This is a genomic window from Pseudomonas sp. S5F11 (genome assembly GCF_019641515.1).
Taxonomy (GTDB): Bacteria; Pseudomonadota; Gammaproteobacteria; order Pseudomonadales; family Pseudomonadaceae; genus Aquipseudomonas; species Aquipseudomonas rhodesiae.
Map to the genome: position 1 here is coordinate 3,798,369 of NZ_JAIFJZ010000001.1, position 17,265 is coordinate 3,815,633.

The window sequence follows — 17,265 nt, forward strand, 5'->3', positions numbered from 1 at the left end:
CCGTATCTATTCAGTACGGATTGATCCATGTCCCCTCGCGAAATCCGCATCGCCACCCGTAAAAGCGCCTTGGCCCTATGGCAGGCCGAATACGTCAAAGCTCGCCTTGAGCTGGCCCACCCCGGCCTCAAGGTGTCCCTGGTGCCCATGGTCAGTCGCGGCGACAAGCTGCTCGACTCACCGTTGTCGAAGATCGGCGGCAAGGGCCTGTTCGTCAAAGAACTGGAAACCGCGCTGCTGGAGAACGAAGCCGACATCGCCGTGCACTCGATGAAAGACGTGCCCATGGACTTCCCTGAAGGTCTGGGCCTGTTTTGCATCTGCGAGCGCGAAGACCCCCGCGACGCTTTCGTTTCCAATACCTACGCTTCACTGGACGAGTTGCCCCTGGGCAGCATCGTCGGTACCTCCAGCCTGCGCCGTCAGGCCCAGCTGTTGACGCGCCGTCCGGATCTGCAGATTCGCTTTCTGCGCGGCAACGTCAATACGCGCTTGGCCAAGCTGGATGCCGGTGAGTATGACGCGATCATCCTCGCCGCCGCCGGTTTGATCCGCCTTGGCTTCGAAGACCGCATTACCTCGGCCATCAGTGTCGAAGACAGCCTGCCCGCCGGTGGGCAGGGCGCCGTGGGTATCGAATGTCGCAGCGCCGACAGTGAAATCCATACTCTGCTCAAGCCTCTCGACCATCGTGATACCGAAGTTCGCGTCACCGCCGAGCGTGCCTTGAACAAGCACCTCAATGGCGGCTGCCAAGTGCCGATTGCCTGCTACGCCGTGCTTGAAGGCGATAACTTGTGGCTGCGCGGTCTGGTGGGCGATCCGGAAGGCGGCACCTTGCTGACCGCCGAGGTGCGTGGCCCGCAATGCGAAGCGACGGCTTTGGGCATCCAAGTGGCGCAAGAGCTGCTGGAGAAAGGCGCCGGCGCCATCCTGCAAAAAGTCTACGGCGAGGCCGGCCCGCAGTGACCGGCTGGCGTTTGCTGCTGACGCGGCCCGCCGAGGAATCGGCGGCGCTGGCGACGGTGTTGTCCGACGTCGGGATCTACAGCAGCAGCCTGCCCTTGCTGGATATCGAGCCCTTGCCGATCACCCCTGACCAGCAAGCGCTGTTGCGTGACCTCGGCCGCTACTGTGCCGTGATTGTCGTCAGCAAACCCGCCGCGCGCCTGGCCTTGCAACAGCTGGATCGCCACTGGTCCGAGGTGCCCTGGTTCAGTGTGGGGGCAGCTACTGCGCAGGTGCTGGCCGATCAAGGCTACACGGTTCACTATCCGCACACCGGCGATGACAGCGAGGCCTTGCTTGAACTGCCGGCATTACGCGAGGCTATTGCGCGCCCCGATGCACGGGTGCTGATCCTGCGTGGTGAGGGCGGCCGCGAATTGCTGGCAGAGCGTTTGCGCGAGAGAGGTGCTAGTGTCGACTACCTGGAGTTGTACCGGCGGTTCCTTCCGACCTACGACACCGGTGTGTTGATGCAGCGCATCCAGTTGGAACGCTTGAACGGCGTGGTGGTCAGCAGTGGGCAGGGTTTCTTGCACCTGCAAGCCCTGGCCGGCGCCGATTGGCCGGAGGTGGCACAGCTGCCGTTGTTCGTGCCCAGCCCAAGAGTCCAGGAAATGGCGCGGGCTGCCGGTGCAGAAAAAGTGGTGGATTGTCGCGGCGCGAGTGCCGCGGCTTTGTTAGTGGCGTTAGGCGGCTATGTCTTATAAAAACATCCCGCCCCCACTCTCTGATACGCAAAGGACGGATACGTGAGCGAAACAGCCTTGCCTAAAGATGAAGCTCAACCCGCACTTGATGCGCCGGTCGAGACACCGGTCACCGCGCCGCGCCGTGGCAATGGCCTGGCGGTCGTCGCCTTGCTGCTCGGCGCTGCCGGAGTGGCCGCCGGCGGTTGGGGGATCTGGCAGGTCCGTGCCCTGCAAGCCAGTCACCAGCAGCAACTGGGCCAGGTGCAGACCCTGGATGAGCAATCCCAAACTCTCAAGCAAACCCAGCAACAACTGGCCGCGCGACTGGCTCAACTGCCGGGTGCGGATGAGCTGGAGGAGCGTCGCCGTCTGGTGGCCCAATTGCAGGGTGATCAGCAACACCTGAGCCAGCGCTTGGAAACCGTTCTGGGTGCCAGCCGTCAGGACTGGCGTCTGGCCGAGGCCGAGCATTTGATCCGCCTGGCGAGCCTGCGCCTGTCGGCCTTGCAGGACATCAATAGCGCCCAGGCGCTGGTGCAGGGCGCTGACGAGATTCTGCGCGAGCAAAGCGATCCGGGCGCCTATGCGGCCCGTGAGCAATTGGCCAAGAGCCTGGTCGCTCTGCGCAGTACCGAACAGCCGGACCGCACCGGGCTGTACCTGCAATTGGCCGCCCTGCGCGATCAAGTGGTGCAGCTGGCGGCGATTGCGCCGGAGTATCAACTGACTGAACCCGCCGCTGAAGGTCGTCCCACCACTGATACCGAGGGACGTTGGAGCCAGTGGTGGGAGCAGATTTCTCGCTACTTCCGCATTGATTTCAACCCAGACGACAACATCCGTCCGTTGCTTGCCGGTCAGGGGCTGAACCAAGTGCGTCTGGCCCTGAGCCTGGCGCTCGAACAGGCGCAATGGGCGGCGCTCAATGGTGAGTCGGCGGTGTATAGCCGCTCACTGGGTGAGGCGCGCAGCGTGCTGCAGGACAACTTCAATCAGGACAACCCGCAGAGCAAAGCGATGCTGGCGCGCATTGCCGAGCTTGAGCCCAAAGCCGTGTCGGTGGTGACACCGGACCTGGCCGCGAGCCTCGCCGCGGTGCAGGCGTATCTTGATCGTCGCCACCTGTCTGCCGATGAAGCCAAGGCGGCTGCCAAGCCGGCGTCCCAGGAGTAGAGCCGATGAAGCGTTTCTATGTGATCCTGGTGCTGGCGATCGCGATCGCCCTGGCACTGGCTGTGGGCATCTCGAAACACACCGGCTACGTGCTGATTACTTATCCACATGTGCTGCATTACGAGTCGAGCCTGTGGGCGACCCTGTTCGCCGTGTTTGCCATCATTCTGGCGATCTACCTGGTCCGCGTCTTGCTGAGCCTGGTTACCACGTCGGGCGGCGTGGTCAACCCTTGGTCGCGGCGTAATCGCAGCCGCCGTACACAGATCGCTATCGAACAGGGCCAGATGGACCTCGCCGAAGGGCGCTGGGCCAGTGCCGAACGCCATTTGCGGCGTGCCGCCGAAGCCGAACGCCAACCGTTGTTGTACTACCTGGGCGCGGCGCGAGCCGCCAATGAACAGGGGCGTTACGAAGAGTGCGATGCTTTGCTTGAGCGCGCTTTGGAGCGCCAGCCCCAGGCTGAGCTGGCGGTCGCCTTGAGTCATGCGCAACTGCAACTGGACCGTGGCGATACGGACGGTGCGCTGGTCACCCTACAGGCAATGCACGAGCGTCATCCGCATAACGCGCAGGTGCTACGTCAGTTGCAGCGTTTGCATCAACAGCGCGGTGACTGGTCGTCGGTGATTCACCTTTTGCCGCAGCTGCGTAAGGACAAGGTGCTGCCTGCCGGCGAACTGGCCGAGCTGGAACGTCGCGCATGGGGTGAAAACCTCAGCCTTGCGGCTCAGCGTGAGGAGCAGGACGAAGCTGGCCAGCAGTCCCTTGAGCGGGCTTGGCAGCAGCTTACCTCTGCCCAGCGTCAGGAGCCGCAGTTAGTGCTGGCTTACGCCGAGCAACTGCGCCAATTGGGTGCCGACGCCAAGGCCGAAGAGGTCTTGCGTGGTGCGATCAAGCGCGGTTACGACAGCCATCTCATTCGCCTCTACGGTCTTTTACGCGGCAGCGACTCGGCTCGGCAGTTGAAGTTCGCCGAAGGTTGGCTCAAGGATCATCCCGGTGATGCCAGCCTGTTACTGACCTTGGGACGCTTGTGCCTGCAAAACAGCTTGTGGGGAAAGGCGCGCGACTATCTGGAAAGTAGCCTGCAGGTGCAGCGCAACCCTGAGGCTTGCGCCGAGCTGGCGCGTCTGTTGGCGCAGTTGGGAGATACCGAACGCAGCAACCAGTTGTTCCAGGAAGGCCTGGGGTTGTTGGATCGCCGTTTATTGGCGTCACCTTTGCCAGTCCCTGCCCGGGTTTGATGTAGGAAGGAGCGGAGGGTTGACTCAGATATGTCAAACCCTCACCCCCTTTGATGCACGCGAACAGGGAGGGTCAGTGTCTGGCAGCAAACTCCTACGCGCCGTCGCCTGAAGTCTTCCATCCTCTGGTGGGATGTCTGCAGGCTCTCACGGAATCGTCTGGTCTAACGTATATTGAAAGCGTTCAGGCCTTTCCTCTACCGTAGCGATCTACTTTTCGCGATGCGGATAAAGCATGTCTTTGGCCCCTTCTCGCTCCTTGTTTTTTCTGGCGTTCCTGGCCGGTGCGCTGACGTTGGGCGCATCCTATTACCTTGAGTTCGGCGTCTCGTTACGCCCGTGTTTCTTATGCCAACTGCAGCGGGTTTTTCTGGCTGCTTTCACGCTGATCAATTTGATCGCTGCCCTCCATAACCCCAAACGTCCCGTCATCTCGCTATATGGGCTGGCCAGCGTGGCGTGCGCGACGCTGGGCGCTATCACGGCGGTACGCCAGATACTGCTGCAAAATGCCGCACCCGACCAAACCGCCGATTGCTGGCCCAGCCTCAACCATATGCTCGAAAATCTTTCGCTTTGGCAGGCGCTGCAACAGGCCGTCGAAGGCACTGTCGACTGCGTGGAAATCAACTGGACGTTGTTCGATTTAAGCCTGCCGGAGTGGAGTCTGCTGTTTTTCGTGGGGATGCTGATTCTGGGCATCACGCAGTTTTCACGACCGTTACTTCGCCGTCGCCTGTACCCGACGAGGCCATAAAAGCAGGCTGAGGTTTGTAGGACGGGATTAAACACTTGTATGAACTTTCTGTCCTGCGTACCTTGAAGCCATAGTCATGCGGGCATAATCTGGCCCGCACGCGTTATTCAAACCAGTTGTCTGATGCAGCCCTGTCCCGCTGCTGCTTTATCCTTGAAGTGTTGCGCGGGCATCAGGCGGCAGCGCCCCTAATAGGGAAGAGAGATCATCATGTTGGAACGTTGCAAGAATGCTCGCGAACGCTGGGGCGGGGTGCACAAGCTGATCGACAGCTGGTTGAAGGCACGTCACGAATTGATTCGGGCTTTTGATGCGCTCGGTGCCGAGCCCGAGGCGTTGGCCGAGAAGCGTGAACCGTTGCAGGATTTCTGCGTGGTGTTGGTGGATTACGTGTCCGCAGGGCATTTGAGCATCTACACCCAGCTCACCAAGGAGGCGGAAGCCTTCAAAGACCAGCGCGGTCTGGATTTTGCCAAGACCCTTTACCCACGCATCGATGTGATCACCGAGAAGCTGCTGGCATTCACCGACCTGTGCGATCAAGGCAAGTGTGTCGCCGAGAAATTCAAAGAATTGGGTGCGCTGCTCCACGAGCGTTTCGAGCTCGAAGACTGCCTGATTGAAGTGCTGCACAACGCTCACAAAGAAAACACTGTCGCTCAGGTCTGACTTCGGGACACGCGATAAACAAACGGTGCGCAGGTCGCACCGTTTTTTATTGGCTCAAGAACGGGTATCGAGCAATTCGATCTCGAAAACCAAGGGCGTGTACGGCGGGATCAATTCGCCGGCACCGTCGGCGCCATAAGCCTGCGCCGATGGAATCACCAGGCGCCACTTCGCACCCACGGGCATCTGTTGTAGAGCACTGCTCCAGCCGCTGATCACGCTGTCCAGGCGAAACCACTGAGGCTGTGTGCTCTTGTCGAAAACCGTTCCGTCGGGCAGCCGACCGACATATTTCACTTGAACCTGACCATTGGCTTTCGGCGTGGGGCCGGTACCTGGCGTGAGTTCCGTGAGCAGAATTCCATCCGCCAATTCACGAACGCCTTTCATGGTTTTTTCCTGGGTCAGGAATTGTTGTTCGGCAGCGAGTGCTTTTTCACTCAGGGGCGCTTGGGCGTCCGCTTCGCTCTGCGCTTCGTGCTGCGCGAGGATCTGCTCGATACGCGCGTTATCCAAGGCCAGTGGCTTGCCTTGATAGGCTTGTTTGAGGCCGTCGATCAGGGCCTGGATCTGCAGGTCTGGAACCTCCTGGCGCAGGCGCTCACCGAGGCTGGCGCCCAGGCTGTAGGCGAGGTCATGCCGATCCGGCTCGATGGTTTTAGACGGCGACGGCGCGCTCGCATTGGCTACCGAAATCGCCAGGCCAAGCACAAGAAAAAGGTAACGCGACATGGACATTCTCCGGCCGAAAGTGCGATGGATTATGCCAGTGTGGAAACGTAAAAAGTGCCGCCCATTTTCGTTCTCACGATAAGAATTTTCGTACGGTGCAACGCGAGGCAATCGATACTGTCAACATGCGCTAGCGGCGGTAAGAGCAGAGGGCTAGTATGAGCCGCACCCACGTCAGCCAGGAGGTAAACCATGTCGGCCAAACAGAAGCCTGTTAATACCCCGTTGCACTTACTCCAACAACTGTCGGGCAGCTTGCTCGAACATCTGGAAAGCGCCTGTTCCCAAGCGTTGGCCGATGCAGAAAAACTGCTCGCCAAGTTGGAAAAACAGCGCGGTAAGGCGCAAGAAAAGCTGCACAAATCCCGCACCAAATTGCAAGATGCCGCCACCGCCGGCAAGGCCAAGGCACAAGCCAAAGCCAAAGACGCTGTTAAAGAACTTGAGGACTTGCTGGACGCTCTCAAGGATCGCCAAGCTGAAACCCGCGCCTACATTTCTCAACTCAAAAAAGATGCTCAGGAAAGCCTGAAACTGGCCCAGGGCGTTGGGCGTGTAAAAGAAGCCGTGGCTAAAGTGCTGGGTGCTCGTACACCGGTAAAAGCTGTTGCAGCAAGCGCGGCGAAGAAGCCTTCGGCCAAACCAGCGGCTAAAACCGCTGCCGTTAAGCCAGCAGCCAAGTCAGCAGCTAAAACCGCTGCCGTTAAACCAGCAGCCAAACCAGCAGCTAAAACTGCTGCCGCTAAACCAGCAGCCAAACCAGCAGCTAAAACCGCTGCCGCTAAGCCAGCAGCCAAACCAGCAGCTAAAACCGCTGCCGCTAAGCCAGCCGCCAAACCAGCAGCTAAAACCGCTGCCGCTAAGCCAGCAGTCAAGCCAGCAGCTAAAACCGCTGCCGCTAAGCCAGCCGCCAAGCCAGCAGCTAAAACCGCTGCCGCTAAGCCAGCCGCCAAGCCAGCAGCTAAAACCGCCGCCGCTAAGCCAGCCGCCAAACCAGCAGCTAAAACCGTTGCCGCCAAGCCAGCCGCCAAACCAGCAGCTAAAGCCGCCGCCGCTAAGCCAGCAGCCAAACCAGCAGCTAAAACCGCCGCCGCTAAGCCAGCAGCCAAACCAGTGGCTAAAACCGCTGCCGCTAAGCCAGCAGCCAAACCAGTGGCTAAAACCGCTGCCGCTAAGCCAGCAGCCAAACCAGCAGCTAAGCCCGCCGCCGCTAAGCCAGTAGCCAAACCTGCTGCCGCCAAGCCGGCCGCTGCGAAGCCTACGCCGGCCACTCCGGCAGCGACCCCGGCAGCCGCCACCGCTCCAACCGCACCGGCAAGCAGCACCCCTGCACCGGCAGCGCCAAGCACTACCCCAACCAGCGCTTCCTAAGCGCCGGTGGCCGCGACGCGCAGCTGCTGCAGCGCGTCGTGGTCAAGGTTGGCGGCATCCTCGGCCGCCAGTCTTTCCAACCATCGTTGTTGATCTGCCCGCTTGCCCGATGGCCATGTCTCGGCCAGCCCTTCAAGACGCATCAACAAGTGCCGTTCGGCTTCCAGCTCCATCGACTTGATCCGTTCCCTTAAGGCCGCCAGCGGCTGGTCGTGCTGCGCGCTCGCTCGCCATTGCACGCGCAATTGGCGCAACGGCTCGATCACCTGCGTCTGCCAAGGCCCGGCGATGTGCTTGAGTGCCTGCACTCGCTCGTCGGTCAGAATAACGCCGCGCTGTTCCAGCCAGACGCCGCACAGCATCAGGCACACATCGGCCCCTTGCGCCTGCAACCGCAGGCAGGCGGCTTCCATACCCGGACGGGCGTAAATCGAGAGAGCAAAGCTCCACAGGTCAGCGCACATAGTCACACCCAAGCCAGCGGCCAACGAAGCTGGTAGACTCCGCCGCCATTATGATCCGACTTCAAAGCCTAACATTACAGCGTGGCCCGCAACGTCTTCTCGAAGACGCCGAGCTGACCCTGCACGCCGGTCACAAAGCCGGCCTGATCGGTGCCAACGGCGCCGGCAAATCCACGCTGTTCGCCCTGTTGCTGGGTGAACTGACCCCGGACTCCGGCGACTGCCTGCTGCCGGCCGACTGGCGCATCGCTCATATGCGCCAGGAGATCGACACCCTGGACCGCATCGCGATCGACTACGTGCTCGATGGCGACCTGCGCTTGCGCCAGGTGCAACACGACCTGGCCGAAGCCGAGAAGGCCCAGGATGGCGCAGCTCTGGCGCGCCTGCACTCGGAGCTCGACAGCGCCGACGGCTACACCGCCGACGCCCGCGCTCGCAAGATGCTCGCCGGCCTTGGGTTTACCAACGAACAGATGGATCGCCCGGTCGCCGACTTCTCCGGCGGCTGGCGGATGCGCCTGAACCTGGCCCAGGCGCTGATGTGCCCCTCGGACCTGTTGCTGCTCGACGAACCGACCAACCACTTGGACCTCGATGCGATCCTGTGGCTGGAAGACTTCCTCAAGAGCTATCAGGGCACTTTGCTGCTGATCTCTCACGACCGGGATTTCCTCGACGCCGTGGTCGATAACATCGCCCATGTCGAGCAGAAAAAAATCACCCTCTACCGCGGCGGCTACACCGCGTTCGAGCGTGCGCGTGCCGAACGCCTGGCCCAGCAACAACAGGCTTACGAGAAGCAGCAGGCGCAACGTGCGCATATGGAAAGTTACATTGCCCGGTTCAAGGCTCAGGCCACCAAGGCCCGCCAGGCCCAGAGCCGGATCAAGGCGCTGGAGCGCATGGAAGAATTGTCGGCAGCTCACGTCGATTCGCCGTTCGACTTCGTGTTCCGCGAGTCGGTGAAGATTTCGAGCCCACTGCTGGATCTTTCGGATGCGCGCCTGGGTTATGGCGACAAAACCATCCTGGAGAAGGTCAAGCTGCAACTCACGCCTGGGGCGCGTATCGGTTTGCTGGGGCCTAACGGCGCGGGTAAATCGACCCTGATCAAGAACCTCTCGGGTGAGCTGGAACCTCTGGCCGGTCGCTTGACCCGTGGCGAGAACACCGTGGTGGGTTACTTCGCCCAGCATCAGTTGGACTCCCTAGACGCCAAGGCCAGCCCATTGCTGCACCTGCAACGCCTGGCGCCGACCGAGCGCGAGCAGACCCTGCGTGACTTCCTCGGTGGCTTCGACTTCCGTGGCGCGCGCATCGATGAGCCGGTGCTGAATTTTTCCGGCGGCGAGAAAGCCCGTCTGGCCTTGGCCCTGATCGCCTGGGATCGTCCGAACCTGTTGCTGCTCGACGAACCGACCAACCACCTGGATCTGGAAATGCGCCTGGCGCTGACCATGGCGTTGCAAGAATTCAGTGGTGCGGTATTGGTGGTGTCCCACGATCGGCACTTGCTCAAGAGCACCACGGATAACTTCCTGCTGGTGGCCGATGGCAAAGTCGAAGAGTTCGACGGCGACCTCGACGACTACGCCCGTTGGCTGACCGATTACCGCCTGCGCAATGCGCCGGTGAGCAACACCCCGGTGAATCCGGACAAAACCGATAAGAAGGCCCAGCGCCAGGCCGCCGCCGCGTTGCGTCAGCAGTTGGCGCCGCACAAGCGCGAAGCCGACAAGCTGGAAGCTGAGCTGGGCAAGGTGCATGAGCGCTTGGCCAAGATCGAAGCCAGCCTCGGCGACAGCGCCGTGTACGAAGCCGCGCGCAAGGACGAACTGCGTGACCTGCTCGCCGAACAGGCCAAGCTCAAGGTGCGCGAAGGGCAATTGGAGGAGGCCTGGATGGAAGCCCTCGAATTGCTCGAAACCCTGCAAGCGGAGCTGGAGGCGCTGTCCTGATGGAAGCGTTGCAGTTGCCGGCACAGTGGATCGAGCCCGTGTGGATTGGCGTGCAGATCCTGTTGATCCTGCTGGCCGGTTACCTGGCGCAGCGCTTTGTGAGCAAAGTCCTTACGCGCCTGGGCGAGCGCTACCCATTCCCACCGCAGCTGCTGATGCCACTACGCGGCGGCCTGCGCTGGCTGATCATGGGGAGTGCGCTGATTTTTGTTCTGGAGCGCCTGGGTGTATCCGCCACCGTGTTGTGGACGGCACTGTCGGGCTTCGTGGCGGTCGCCGCCGTGGCGTTCTTCGCCATGTGGTCGGTATTGTCCAACCTGCTTTGCGCGGTTCTGATCTTTACCGTCGGCCCATTTCGTCTCGGCGACATTGTCGAGTTGGTGGATACCGTCGACAAACCGGGCGTCAAGGGGCGGGTGGTGGCAATCAATTTGCTCTACACCACACTGGTTGAAGTGGAGGCCGCCGGTACCGACAGCGCGATCGTGCAGGTGCCTAACAGTCTGTTTTTCCAGCGTTCGGTACGGCGTTGGCCAGGTACCCACGTGTTTCCGGGCGATCGCTAGCCTGCACGGTGATAAAAACCGATAGCCAGCCTCTGGTCGGCGGAGTTAGCTTAAGGCTCCACCGCTTATTCTCACGCGAGGTATGTCATGGCTCTCGATACATGGCTGGCCTTTTTCCTGGCCAGTTGGATCATCTCCCTTTCCCCGGGCGCCGGCGCCATTGCGTCGATGTCCAGCGGCCTGCAATACGGTTTTTTACGCGGTTACTGGAACGCCATCGGCCTGCAACTGGGCCTGGCGATGCAGATTGCCGTGGTGGCGGGTGGCCTGGGTGCCATCCTGGCTGCGTCGTCCACCGCGTTCTATGCGATCAAATGGTTTGGTGTGGCGTACCTCGTGTACCTGGCCATCAAGCAATGGCGTGCCTTGCCGCTGGACATGACCGATGACGCGGCCGTACGCCCCATCGGCAAGCCGATGGCGATGATGTTCCGTGGCTTCCTGGTCAACGCCAGCAACCCCAAGGCCTTGGTGTTCATGCTCGCGGTGTTGCCGCAATTCGTGAACCCGCAGGCGCCGTTGCTGGCTCAGTATTTGATCATCGGCGCGACGATGATCAGCGTCGATATGATCGTGATGGCGGGCTATACGGGGTTGGCGTCCAAAGTCCTACGACTGTTGCGCACGCCCACGCAGCAAAAGCGGGTAAACCGGACGTTTGCCGGATTGTTCGTGGGGGCAGCGGGTTTCCTGGCCAGCTTGCATCGCGCAACGGCGTAAAGCTCGGTCGCTAAACGTGTGAGAGGGGGCTTGCTCCCGATAGCAGCGTGTCAGTCAGCTTAGCTGTAGCTGAGGCACCGCCATCGGGGGCAAGCCCCCTCCCACATTGGTTTTGTGTTGCCTGGGGGATTACCGCTCAGCGCAGAATCTTCGGCGCTTCATCCCTTGGCAGGTTGTTACGCGGTGCCGGTTGGCCAGGTTCCTGATAGCCACCGCCCAACTGCTCTGCCAACTGCCTGGCCACATCCTCACCCAGCGCTTTCGACACTTCCTTCACCACCCGTGGCCGGTTCAAGCTCACGCGGATGTCACGGCTGTTGACCAGTTTGGTGTCCTGGCCTTCGCCCATGGCGGTAAACGCCGAGGTGATCTCGTAGGTACGGGTGTTGATCAGGCTGAAGTCCGCCACCAATGTCAGGCCCAGCACCGCGGAGTAACTGTTGGTGTTGTCCAGGGCGTTGATGTCCTGGGTGAAGTCGATGTCCGACAACGTGCCGAACAGCACATAATCGGCACCCTTGAAGTGGCCGGCCTTGATGCGTTTGATCACGTCGTAGACGTCACCCTTAGCATCGGCGGTGTAGGGCGTGCCCTGCACCAGCTGGAACTGCCGTGACTTGAGGATCTCGCCCTTGATATCACCGCTGAATTTACGCAGCTCGGTCTGCTCGATATAGCTGGTACGGCTTTCGTACTCGCTGTAATTGGAGGCGCCACTGGCGTGATAAGCGCTGGCCTGGAAGGTGTCGCTGGCCGAGACCTGGTGGATGTATTCCTCGACCCGTGCCTCGTAGGCCAGGTCGGTCACCGCGATCTTAGGCGCGGCCGAGGCGCCAAAGGCGCACAGCAGGCCGATCATGCCGATCCATACACGCATTGCTTAGCGCTCCGTGGTTTTGCGGATTTCTTTTTCGTCCATCCATTCGGCCACGCCGCTTTCGACGTCGATCAGTTGCAGGCTGAACTTGTAAAACACGTCCTTGTAGTCCGCGCTGCGTTTGACAATGGAGCTGATGGAGCCTTCCAGACGGTACTGCGCGGCGATCATGTTGCCGGTCTTGCTGACCGTGGACTTCTTGTACAGGCCGCTCTGGTTTTGCAGCTTGAGCTGGTCGACCTGGCTCTGCATGTCGGTGTTGTCGCTGGCGAAGCGCGCGGTGCCAGTCTTCATCAACTGAGTCTTGATCGACGTGGTGATCTCGCGGGTATCGATGTACTCGCTGGTCTTGTTCTTCACGTCATACACCTGCACCACCGGGCGGCCTCGCAGCACGCCGGACTGGGCCAGGGAGCGGGTCATGCTTTCGGCGATCATCTGCAAGTCGGTGGAGCCGAACTCGTTGGTGACTGTTTCCACGGCCTTGGTATCGCCGTAGTTGATGTTCTTGCTGCCGAGTACTGGCGAGGTATTGGCGCAACCGCTGGCCAGAACGGCGACCACGGCGAGCATCGAGAAGCGTGCAAACATGGGGAAATCTCTCAGAAAGGATGAGCGGCTCAAGGGGTTTTCACTTCAAGACGGAAATCCGCCGCCTGGGGCAGGTTGGCGATGGCCGGCAGGAAAGTGGCCTGGTTGGCATACAGGTTGAGCACTTTCCAAGTCTCTTCGTCGCCTACCGGGAAGCCGTCGGCGCCCAGCCAGGCGAAGCGGTAATACATCGTCTGGTTGCTGCTGGTGATGTTGCTCAGTTGCACTTTGGCGGTCAGGAAGCCGTTCTCCCGCGCGACGCGGATAGCGCCGACGGCGATGCCCTTGAATTTGCCCATCACTACGATTTTGCTGGCGGCGCTGCCGGGTGCCGGTGGCGGCGGGGTGGCGCAGCCGGCGAGCAGGACCAGCGCCAAAGCGCCGAGGATGAAATGACGCATAGCGTGCTCCTTAAGGTTGTTTGAGGGTGGCGATCGCCTGGGGCGTGCTGCTCGGCACCACATGGGCCGCGAGGCCGCCGGCGAACACCTGATTGCCCACCACGCGCAGGGTGATCACCTGGTAGCGCTGATCGGCCTTGACCGTCACCAGCGTGCCGCCCAATGCGTTGGGCAGGCTGACCTGGTGCTCGCCGTGCTTGAGGCGCAGGCGCGTCACTTGGGTCATGTCCGGCAAGGTGCGCCAAGTGCGGGTGTCGGCGCCTTCGGTCACGGCCGAGGCGATGCCCAGCACCAGGCCGGCCATGGGGTTGGTCTTGTTCAGGTTGTTCTGCGCCACACCACGGCTGACTGCGCGTACGGTAGTGCGCAGGATGATCCCCGGCATGTCGTCACGCAGGGCGCGGCGGGACATGGCAGTGGTGCTGTTGAGCGCGGTGAGGTTCTGTTGCTGGCCGTCCACCCCGATCTGGGCGAAGGTGGCGGTGGAGGTGTCGGCTTTGATTACCGGGAACGACAGCGGGGTAATCACCAGGTTGCCGTTGATGGGGATCGGCAACGGCAGGCGGATCGAGTCGCGGGCCGGCGCAAGGCCGCTCTGCACCACAATCAGCACGTCGGTTTCATTGGCGCCGACCTTGGACTTGTCCAGGTCCCGCAAGGCCTGTTCCAGCAGCGGAGTGTTAGGGCGCAATTCGGCTGCCTTGCGATAGCCAGGGGCGGCCAGGTCTTTTTCGCCCAGGGCTTCATAGACGAAGCCGGCAAGATAATGGCTGAACGCGCTCTGGTAACTGTTTTTCAGGCCGACCACCTCTGGGGCGTTCAGGGCTTCCACCGGGTAACCGTTGAGGTCTTTCAACTGGGTGGTCACGCCTTCTCGCTCGGCTTCGCCCTCGCGCTTGAGGTATTCCTTATCGCGCAGCTCGGCGATCACCGCTTCGCGTTCGTGGGTTTTCTTGATCTCGGTGCGGGCGCCGTCGAAGTCGTTCACGGCCAGCAGGTTCAGGGCCATCTGGGTGGTCAGCATGACTTTTTCGTAGTCGTAGCCTTCGTAGCGCCGAACCTTGTCGTTGGCCACGAAGCTGCCGAACTGGGCGAGGTACTTCGCGCTATCGAACTTGACCGATTCTTCCCACTTGAAGACTTGCAGGTCCGCGCTGCGCCAGGCGGTCTGGCTGCCGGTGAGGTCGCCTTTGGCGCGCAGCAATTCACCTTTTTCGAAGAAATAGAGCAGGTCTTTGTCTTCGCCGGTGTTGTTCTTTTCCAGCAGGGTCAGGGCGGCATCGACGTTGCCGGTGGCCAGTTGCTGGTTAGTGGCTTGCAGCTCGGTGTCGTAGCTGCGGAACATCGAACAACCGGACAGCAAGGTTACCGCCGCGAGCGTGAGCGGGGTTAAAGCGCGAAATGCCATGCAGATTTCTTCCCTGAAAGTTGTCAGCCAATGTGGTCATTTCGCATAAAAATCCGGAATGACATTCCCTTTCGCACTAACAGGGCGCGGCATTATAGGCGCCATAACTGGCAAAACAATGGCTTTTTGCTGTGATGCGATCGACAAAAATGCCACTACTGACGGATTAAACGGTTGCGCTCAGGTGTGCTAAATCACGAACGGCTTGAGTCAAAGCCTTTAACGTTAAACAATGTGTTACTTCGTATTTCCCTTTGAGATTCATTCATGACTGCCCCCCACCGTTTTCTCGCCTGGCTGGTGTTGCCGGCGTTGATGTCGTGCAGCTTCAACCTGTTGGCCGCAACGGCCGAGGGCGCGCCCCAAGCCCTGCATTTGCTGGACTACATCGGTGCTGATTACCCGCCGACGGTCGACGCAGGCAAGGTGGTGGACCCTTCGGAATACCGTGAACAAGTTGAGTTCCTTGGGGTGTTGCAGGGTTTGGTGGCGGACTTGCCGGCCAAGCCGGAACGCGCCGAACTGGTAACGGGCGTCGAAGAACTGCGCGTGGCGGTGACCGCTCGTCAGGACGGTGCCACCGTTGCCCGCCAGGCTCGGCAGTTGGGCGCCAAGTTGGCGGTGGCTTATGAAGTGAGCCAGGCCCCGGCCATCACGCCCGACCCAACGCGCGGCGCACCCCTCTACGCCCAGCATTGCTCGGTATGTCACGGCACAGCCGGCGCTGGCGATGGCCCGGCGGGTGTGGGTCTTACGCCGCCGCCGGCTAATCTGCGGGACGCCGCGCGGCTGGATCGCCTGAGTCTCTACGCGATCTACAACACTTTGGGCCTGGGCGTCGAAGGCACCGACATGCCGGCGTTCGCCGATCAATTGGATGACCGCCAGCGTTGGGACCTGGCCACCTACATCGCCGAATTTACCGCCGACCCGGCGGCCGCCAAGAGCGAGCAGCCGTTCAACCTCGCCGACCTGGCCCGTCGTACCCCCAATGAAGTGCTGGCCGCTGACGGCGCCGCAGCTGCCGCGGCCTTCCGCGCCCAGCGCGCGCAGCCGCCGCAGGTCAAGCGCGGCCCGGCACAGTTGCTCGACTACACCGCGAGCACCTTGGACAAGAGCCTGGCTGCGTACCGCAATGGCGATCACGAACAAGCCTATGACCTGTCGGTAGCGGCGTACCTGGAAGGCTTCGAGCTGGTGGAAAGCTCCCTGGACAACGTCGACGCCAACGTGCGCAAAGACACCGAAAAGGCCCTGATGGCCTATCGGCAGTCGTTGCAGGACGGGTTGCTGATCGATCAAGTGCAGCAGCGCCTGGACGTGGCCAAGGCCAAGCTCACCGCGTCGGCCGGTTTGCTCGGTGGCGATGGACTGAGCTGGTCGTTGAGTTACATCTCCGGTTTGCTGATCCTGCTGCGTGAGGGCCTGGAAGCGATCCTGGTGCTGGCGGCGATCCTGGCGTTCCTGCGTAACACCGGCCAGCAATCGGCGGTGCGTAGCGTCAACGCCGGCTGGGGTTTGGCGCTGTTGGCCGGCCTGGCTACCTGGGCGTTGGCGGCGTATGTGATTGATGTCAGCGGTGCCCAGCGTGAATTGCTGGAAGGGTGCACGGCGTTGTTCGCCAGCGTGATGGTGCTGTGGCTGGGAGTGTGGATGCACGACCGGCGCCACGCGGCGGCCTGGCAGGACTACATCAAGAGCAGCCTGGTGGGCGGCGGTGGACGCTTCGGTTTTGCGGTGCTGGCGTTTTTCTCGGTATACCGCGAGCTGTTCGAAGTGATCCTGTTCTACGAAACCCTGTGGCTGCAAGCCGGCCCGGCTGGGCATAACGCAGTGCTGGCGGGGGGCGCCACCGCGCTGGTGCTGCTGGTGGGTTTGGCCTGGGTGATCCTGCGCGGCTCGGCGAAGCTGCCGCTGGCGCTGTTCTTCGGTATTAACGCGGCGCTGCTGTGCGCGCTGTCGGTGGTGTTCGCTGGGCATGGTGTCAAGGCATTGCAGGAGGCGGGTGTCTTCGGTACACGGCCGGTGGCGTTCTTTGACTTCGACTGGCTGGGCATCCACGCCGACGCTTACTCGCTGAGCGCGCAGGTGGTGGCGATCCTGGCGATTGTGGTGCTATACGGCCGCAGTCGTTTGACCGAGAAGCGCCGAGTGGCGGTATAACCGTGCGCGTCTGGATCGATGCCGACGCCTGCCCGCGCGCGGCCAAGGACCTGGTGGTGAAGTTCGCCCTCAAGCGCCAGTTCGAGGTGGTGCTGGTGGCCGGGCAGAGCCAGATCAAACCGGCTTTTGCCTGCGTGAAGCTGATCGTGGTACCCAGCGGCCCGGACGCCGCCGATGACTACCTGGTTGAGCACGCGGTGCCCGGCGAGTTGGTGATCTGCAGCGACGTGCCACTGGCCGATCGCTTGGTGAAAAAGGGTGTCACCGCGCTGGACCCGCGAGGCAAGGAGTTCAGCCCGGCGAACATGAGCGAGCGGTTGGCGGTGCGCAACCTGTTCACCGACTTGCGTGAACAGGGCCAGATGGGCGGCGGACCACCGCCCCATGGGGAGAAGGATAAGCAGGCGTTTGCCAATGCGCTGGACCGAATCCTTACGCAACTGATGCGCCAGGGTTGAGGGTGGAGCG

Annotated in this window: 18 protein-coding genes; 12 read left to right on the forward strand and 6 right to left on the reverse strand. The window is 61.4% G+C overall.

Annotation, left to right across the window (positions count from 1 at the left end):
* Positions 1-27: 27 nt before the first annotated feature.
* From hemC to rsd, 6 genes are all read left to right on the forward strand, one after another.
* Positions 28-969, forward strand: a complete 942-nt coding sequence (hemC, locus tag K1567_RS17055; RefSeq protein WP_034101434.1) for a hydroxymethylbilane synthase — start codon at positions 28-30, stop codon at positions 967-969.
* Entirely contained in the window at positions 966-1,715 is a 750-nt protein-coding gene (locus K1567_RS17060) for a uroporphyrinogen-III synthase (RefSeq protein ID WP_034139772.1), read from the forward strand. The genes hemC and K1567_RS17060 overlap by 4 nt, the downstream gene beginning before the upstream one ends.
* 42 nt (positions 1,716-1,757) lie before the next feature.
* Positions 1,758-2,870 carry a uroporphyrinogen-III C-methyltransferase gene (locus K1567_RS17065; RefSeq protein WP_034101432.1) on the forward strand — a complete coding sequence of 371 codons (1,113 nt, stop codon included), beginning with the start codon at positions 1,758-1,760 and terminating at the stop codon, positions 2,868-2,870.
* A gap of 5 nt (positions 2,871-2,875) precedes the next feature.
* A complete protein-coding gene (locus tag K1567_RS17070; protein ID WP_034101431.1) occupies positions 2,876-4,117 on the forward strand; it encodes a heme biosynthesis protein HemY in 1,242 nt (413 codons plus the stop codon).
* Positions 4,118-4,352: 235 nt separating this feature from the next.
* A complete protein-coding gene (locus tag K1567_RS17075) occupies positions 4,353-4,874 on the forward strand; it encodes a disulfide bond formation protein B (RefSeq protein ID WP_047881760.1) in 522 nt (173 codons plus the stop codon).
* Positions 4,875-5,084: 210 nt separating this feature from the next.
* Positions 5,085-5,543, forward strand: a complete 459-nt coding sequence (gene rsd / locus K1567_RS17080) for a sigma D regulator (protein WP_220698670.1) — start codon at positions 5,085-5,087, stop codon at positions 5,541-5,543.
* A 54-nt stretch (positions 5,544-5,597) separates the two neighbouring features.
* Here rsd and K1567_RS17085 read toward each other — a convergent pair whose 3' ends face one another.
* Positions 5,598-6,275: an FKBP-type peptidyl-prolyl cis-trans isomerase gene (locus K1567_RS17085; RefSeq protein WP_034101428.1), complete on the reverse strand. Its 678-nt coding sequence runs from the start codon at positions 6,273-6,275 to the stop codon at positions 5,598-5,600.
* A gap of 192 nt (positions 6,276-6,467) precedes the next feature.
* On the opposite strand from K1567_RS17085, the gene K1567_RS17090 reads away from it, so the two are divergent.
* A complete protein-coding gene (locus tag K1567_RS17090; protein WP_220698671.1) occupies positions 6,468-7,646 on the forward strand; it encodes an AlgP family protein in 1,179 nt (392 codons plus the stop codon).
* Here the strand turns inward: K1567_RS17090 and K1567_RS17095 are convergent.
* Positions 7,643-8,110 carry a TIGR02444 family protein gene (locus K1567_RS17095; RefSeq protein ID WP_034101424.1) on the reverse strand — a complete coding sequence of 156 codons (468 nt, stop codon included), beginning with the start codon at positions 8,108-8,110 and terminating at the stop codon, positions 7,643-7,645. The genes K1567_RS17090 and K1567_RS17095 overlap by 4 nt on opposite strands.
* Positions 8,111-8,160: 50 nt before the next feature.
* Here K1567_RS17095 and K1567_RS17100 point away from each other — a divergent pair, with 50 nt between their 5' ends.
* The 3 genes from K1567_RS17100 to K1567_RS17110 all read left to right on the forward strand — a co-directional run bounded on the left by K1567_RS17100 (position 8,161) and on the right by K1567_RS17110 (position 11,357).
* Positions 8,161-10,071: an ATP-binding cassette domain-containing protein gene (locus K1567_RS17100; protein WP_034101423.1), complete on the forward strand. Its 1,911-nt coding sequence runs from the start codon at positions 8,161-8,163 to the stop codon at positions 10,069-10,071.
* Complete coding sequence (locus K1567_RS17105; RefSeq protein ID WP_034101422.1) at positions 10,071-10,637, forward strand: mechanosensitive ion channel family protein; 567 nt, start codon at positions 10,071-10,073, stop codon at positions 10,635-10,637. The genes K1567_RS17100 and K1567_RS17105 overlap by 1 nt, the downstream gene beginning before the upstream one ends.
* 87 nt (positions 10,638-10,724) lie before the next feature.
* On the forward strand, positions 10,725-11,357 hold the full coding sequence (locus K1567_RS17110) for a LysE family transporter (protein ID WP_034101421.1): 633 nt from the start codon (positions 10,725-10,727) through the stop codon (positions 11,355-11,357).
* Positions 11,358-11,493: 136 nt separating this feature from the next.
* Here K1567_RS17110 and K1567_RS17115 read toward each other — a convergent pair whose 3' ends face one another.
* From K1567_RS17115 to K1567_RS17130, 4 genes are read right to left on the reverse strand one after another with little or no spacing between them, the layout of a single operon-like run.
* Positions 11,494-12,234: a hypothetical protein gene (locus tag K1567_RS17115; protein WP_034101420.1), complete on the reverse strand. Its 741-nt coding sequence runs from the start codon at positions 12,232-12,234 to the stop codon at positions 11,494-11,496.
* A gap of 3 nt (positions 12,235-12,237) precedes the next feature.
* Entirely contained in the window at positions 12,238-12,825 is a 588-nt protein-coding gene (gene lpoB / locus K1567_RS17120; protein ID WP_034101419.1) for a penicillin-binding protein activator LpoB, read from the reverse strand.
* 29 nt (positions 12,826-12,854) lie between these two features.
* Complete coding sequence (locus tag K1567_RS17125) at positions 12,855-13,226, reverse strand: YcfL family protein (RefSeq protein WP_034101418.1); 372 nt, start codon at positions 13,224-13,226, stop codon at positions 12,855-12,857.
* A gap of 10 nt (positions 13,227-13,236) precedes the next feature.
* Positions 13,237-14,634 (reverse strand): COG3014 family protein, encoded by a 1,398-nt coding sequence (locus K1567_RS17130; RefSeq protein ID WP_034115433.1) that lies wholly within the window; start codon positions 14,632-14,634, stop codon positions 13,237-13,239.
* Positions 14,635-14,901: 267 nt separating this feature from the next.
* Here K1567_RS17130 and K1567_RS17135 point away from each other — a divergent pair, with 267 nt between their 5' ends.
* On the forward strand, positions 14,902-16,797 hold the full coding sequence (locus K1567_RS17135) for an FTR1 family protein (protein WP_220698672.1): 1,896 nt from the start codon (positions 14,902-14,904) through the stop codon (positions 16,795-16,797).
* 2 nt (positions 16,798-16,799) lie between these two features.
* The gene (locus K1567_RS17140) at positions 16,800-17,255 is read left to right on the forward strand and encodes a YaiI/YqxD family protein (RefSeq protein WP_034101415.1); all 456 of its coding nucleotides are present in this window, start codon (positions 16,800-16,802) and stop codon (positions 17,253-17,255) included.
* Positions 17,256-17,265 lie beyond the last annotated feature (10 nt).

What these genes read in the sequence shown, in the direction of transcription:
- K1567_RS17115 (WP_034101420.1), bottom strand. Translation starts at nt 12,234, where the DNA reads ATGCGTGTATGGATCGGCATGATCGGCCTGCTGTGCGCCTTTGGCGCC.
- hemC (WP_034101434.1), top strand. Translation starts at nt 28, where the DNA reads ATGTCCCCTCGCGAAATCCGCATCGCCACCCGTAAAAGCGCCTTGGCC.
- lpoB (WP_034101419.1), bottom strand. Translation starts at nt 12,825, where the DNA reads ATGTTTGCACGCTTCTCGATGCTCGCCGTGGTCGCCGTTCTGGCCAGC.
- rsd (WP_220698670.1), top strand. Translation starts at nt 5,085, where the DNA reads ATGTTGGAACGTTGCAAGAATGCTCGCGAACGCTGGGGCGGGGTGCAC.
- K1567_RS17110 (WP_034101421.1), top strand. Translation starts at nt 10,725, where the DNA reads ATGGCTCTCGATACATGGCTGGCCTTTTTCCTGGCCAGTTGGATCATC.
- K1567_RS17090 (WP_220698671.1), top strand. Translation starts at nt 6,468, where the DNA reads ATGTCGGCCAAACAGAAGCCTGTTAATACCCCGTTGCACTTACTCCAA.
- K1567_RS17085 (WP_034101428.1), bottom strand. Translation starts at nt 6,275, where the DNA reads ATGTCGCGTTACCTTTTTCTTGTGCTTGGCCTGGCGATTTCGGTAGCC.
- K1567_RS17100 (WP_034101423.1), top strand. Translation starts at nt 8,161, where the DNA reads ATGATCCGACTTCAAAGCCTAACATTACAGCGTGGCCCGCAACGTCTT.
- K1567_RS17135 (WP_220698672.1), top strand. Translation starts at nt 14,902, where the DNA reads ATGACTGCCCCCCACCGTTTTCTCGCCTGGCTGGTGTTGCCGGCGTTG.
- K1567_RS17105 (WP_034101422.1), top strand. Translation starts at nt 10,071, where the DNA reads ATGGAAGCGTTGCAGTTGCCGGCACAGTGGATCGAGCCCGTGTGGATT.
- K1567_RS17070 (WP_034101431.1), top strand. Translation starts at nt 2,876, where the DNA reads ATGAAGCGTTTCTATGTGATCCTGGTGCTGGCGATCGCGATCGCCCTG.
- K1567_RS17130 (WP_034115433.1), bottom strand. Translation starts at nt 14,634, where the DNA reads ATGGCATTTCGCGCTTTAACCCCGCTCACGCTCGCGGCGGTAACCTTG.
- K1567_RS17095 (WP_034101424.1), bottom strand. Translation starts at nt 8,110, where the DNA reads ATGTGCGCTGACCTGTGGAGCTTTGCTCTCTCGATTTACGCCCGTCCG.
- K1567_RS17075 (WP_047881760.1), top strand. Translation starts at nt 4,353, where the DNA reads ATGTCTTTGGCCCCTTCTCGCTCCTTGTTTTTTCTGGCGTTCCTGGCC.
- K1567_RS17125 (WP_034101418.1), bottom strand. Translation starts at nt 13,226, where the DNA reads ATGCGTCATTTCATCCTCGGCGCTTTGGCGCTGGTCCTGCTCGCCGGC.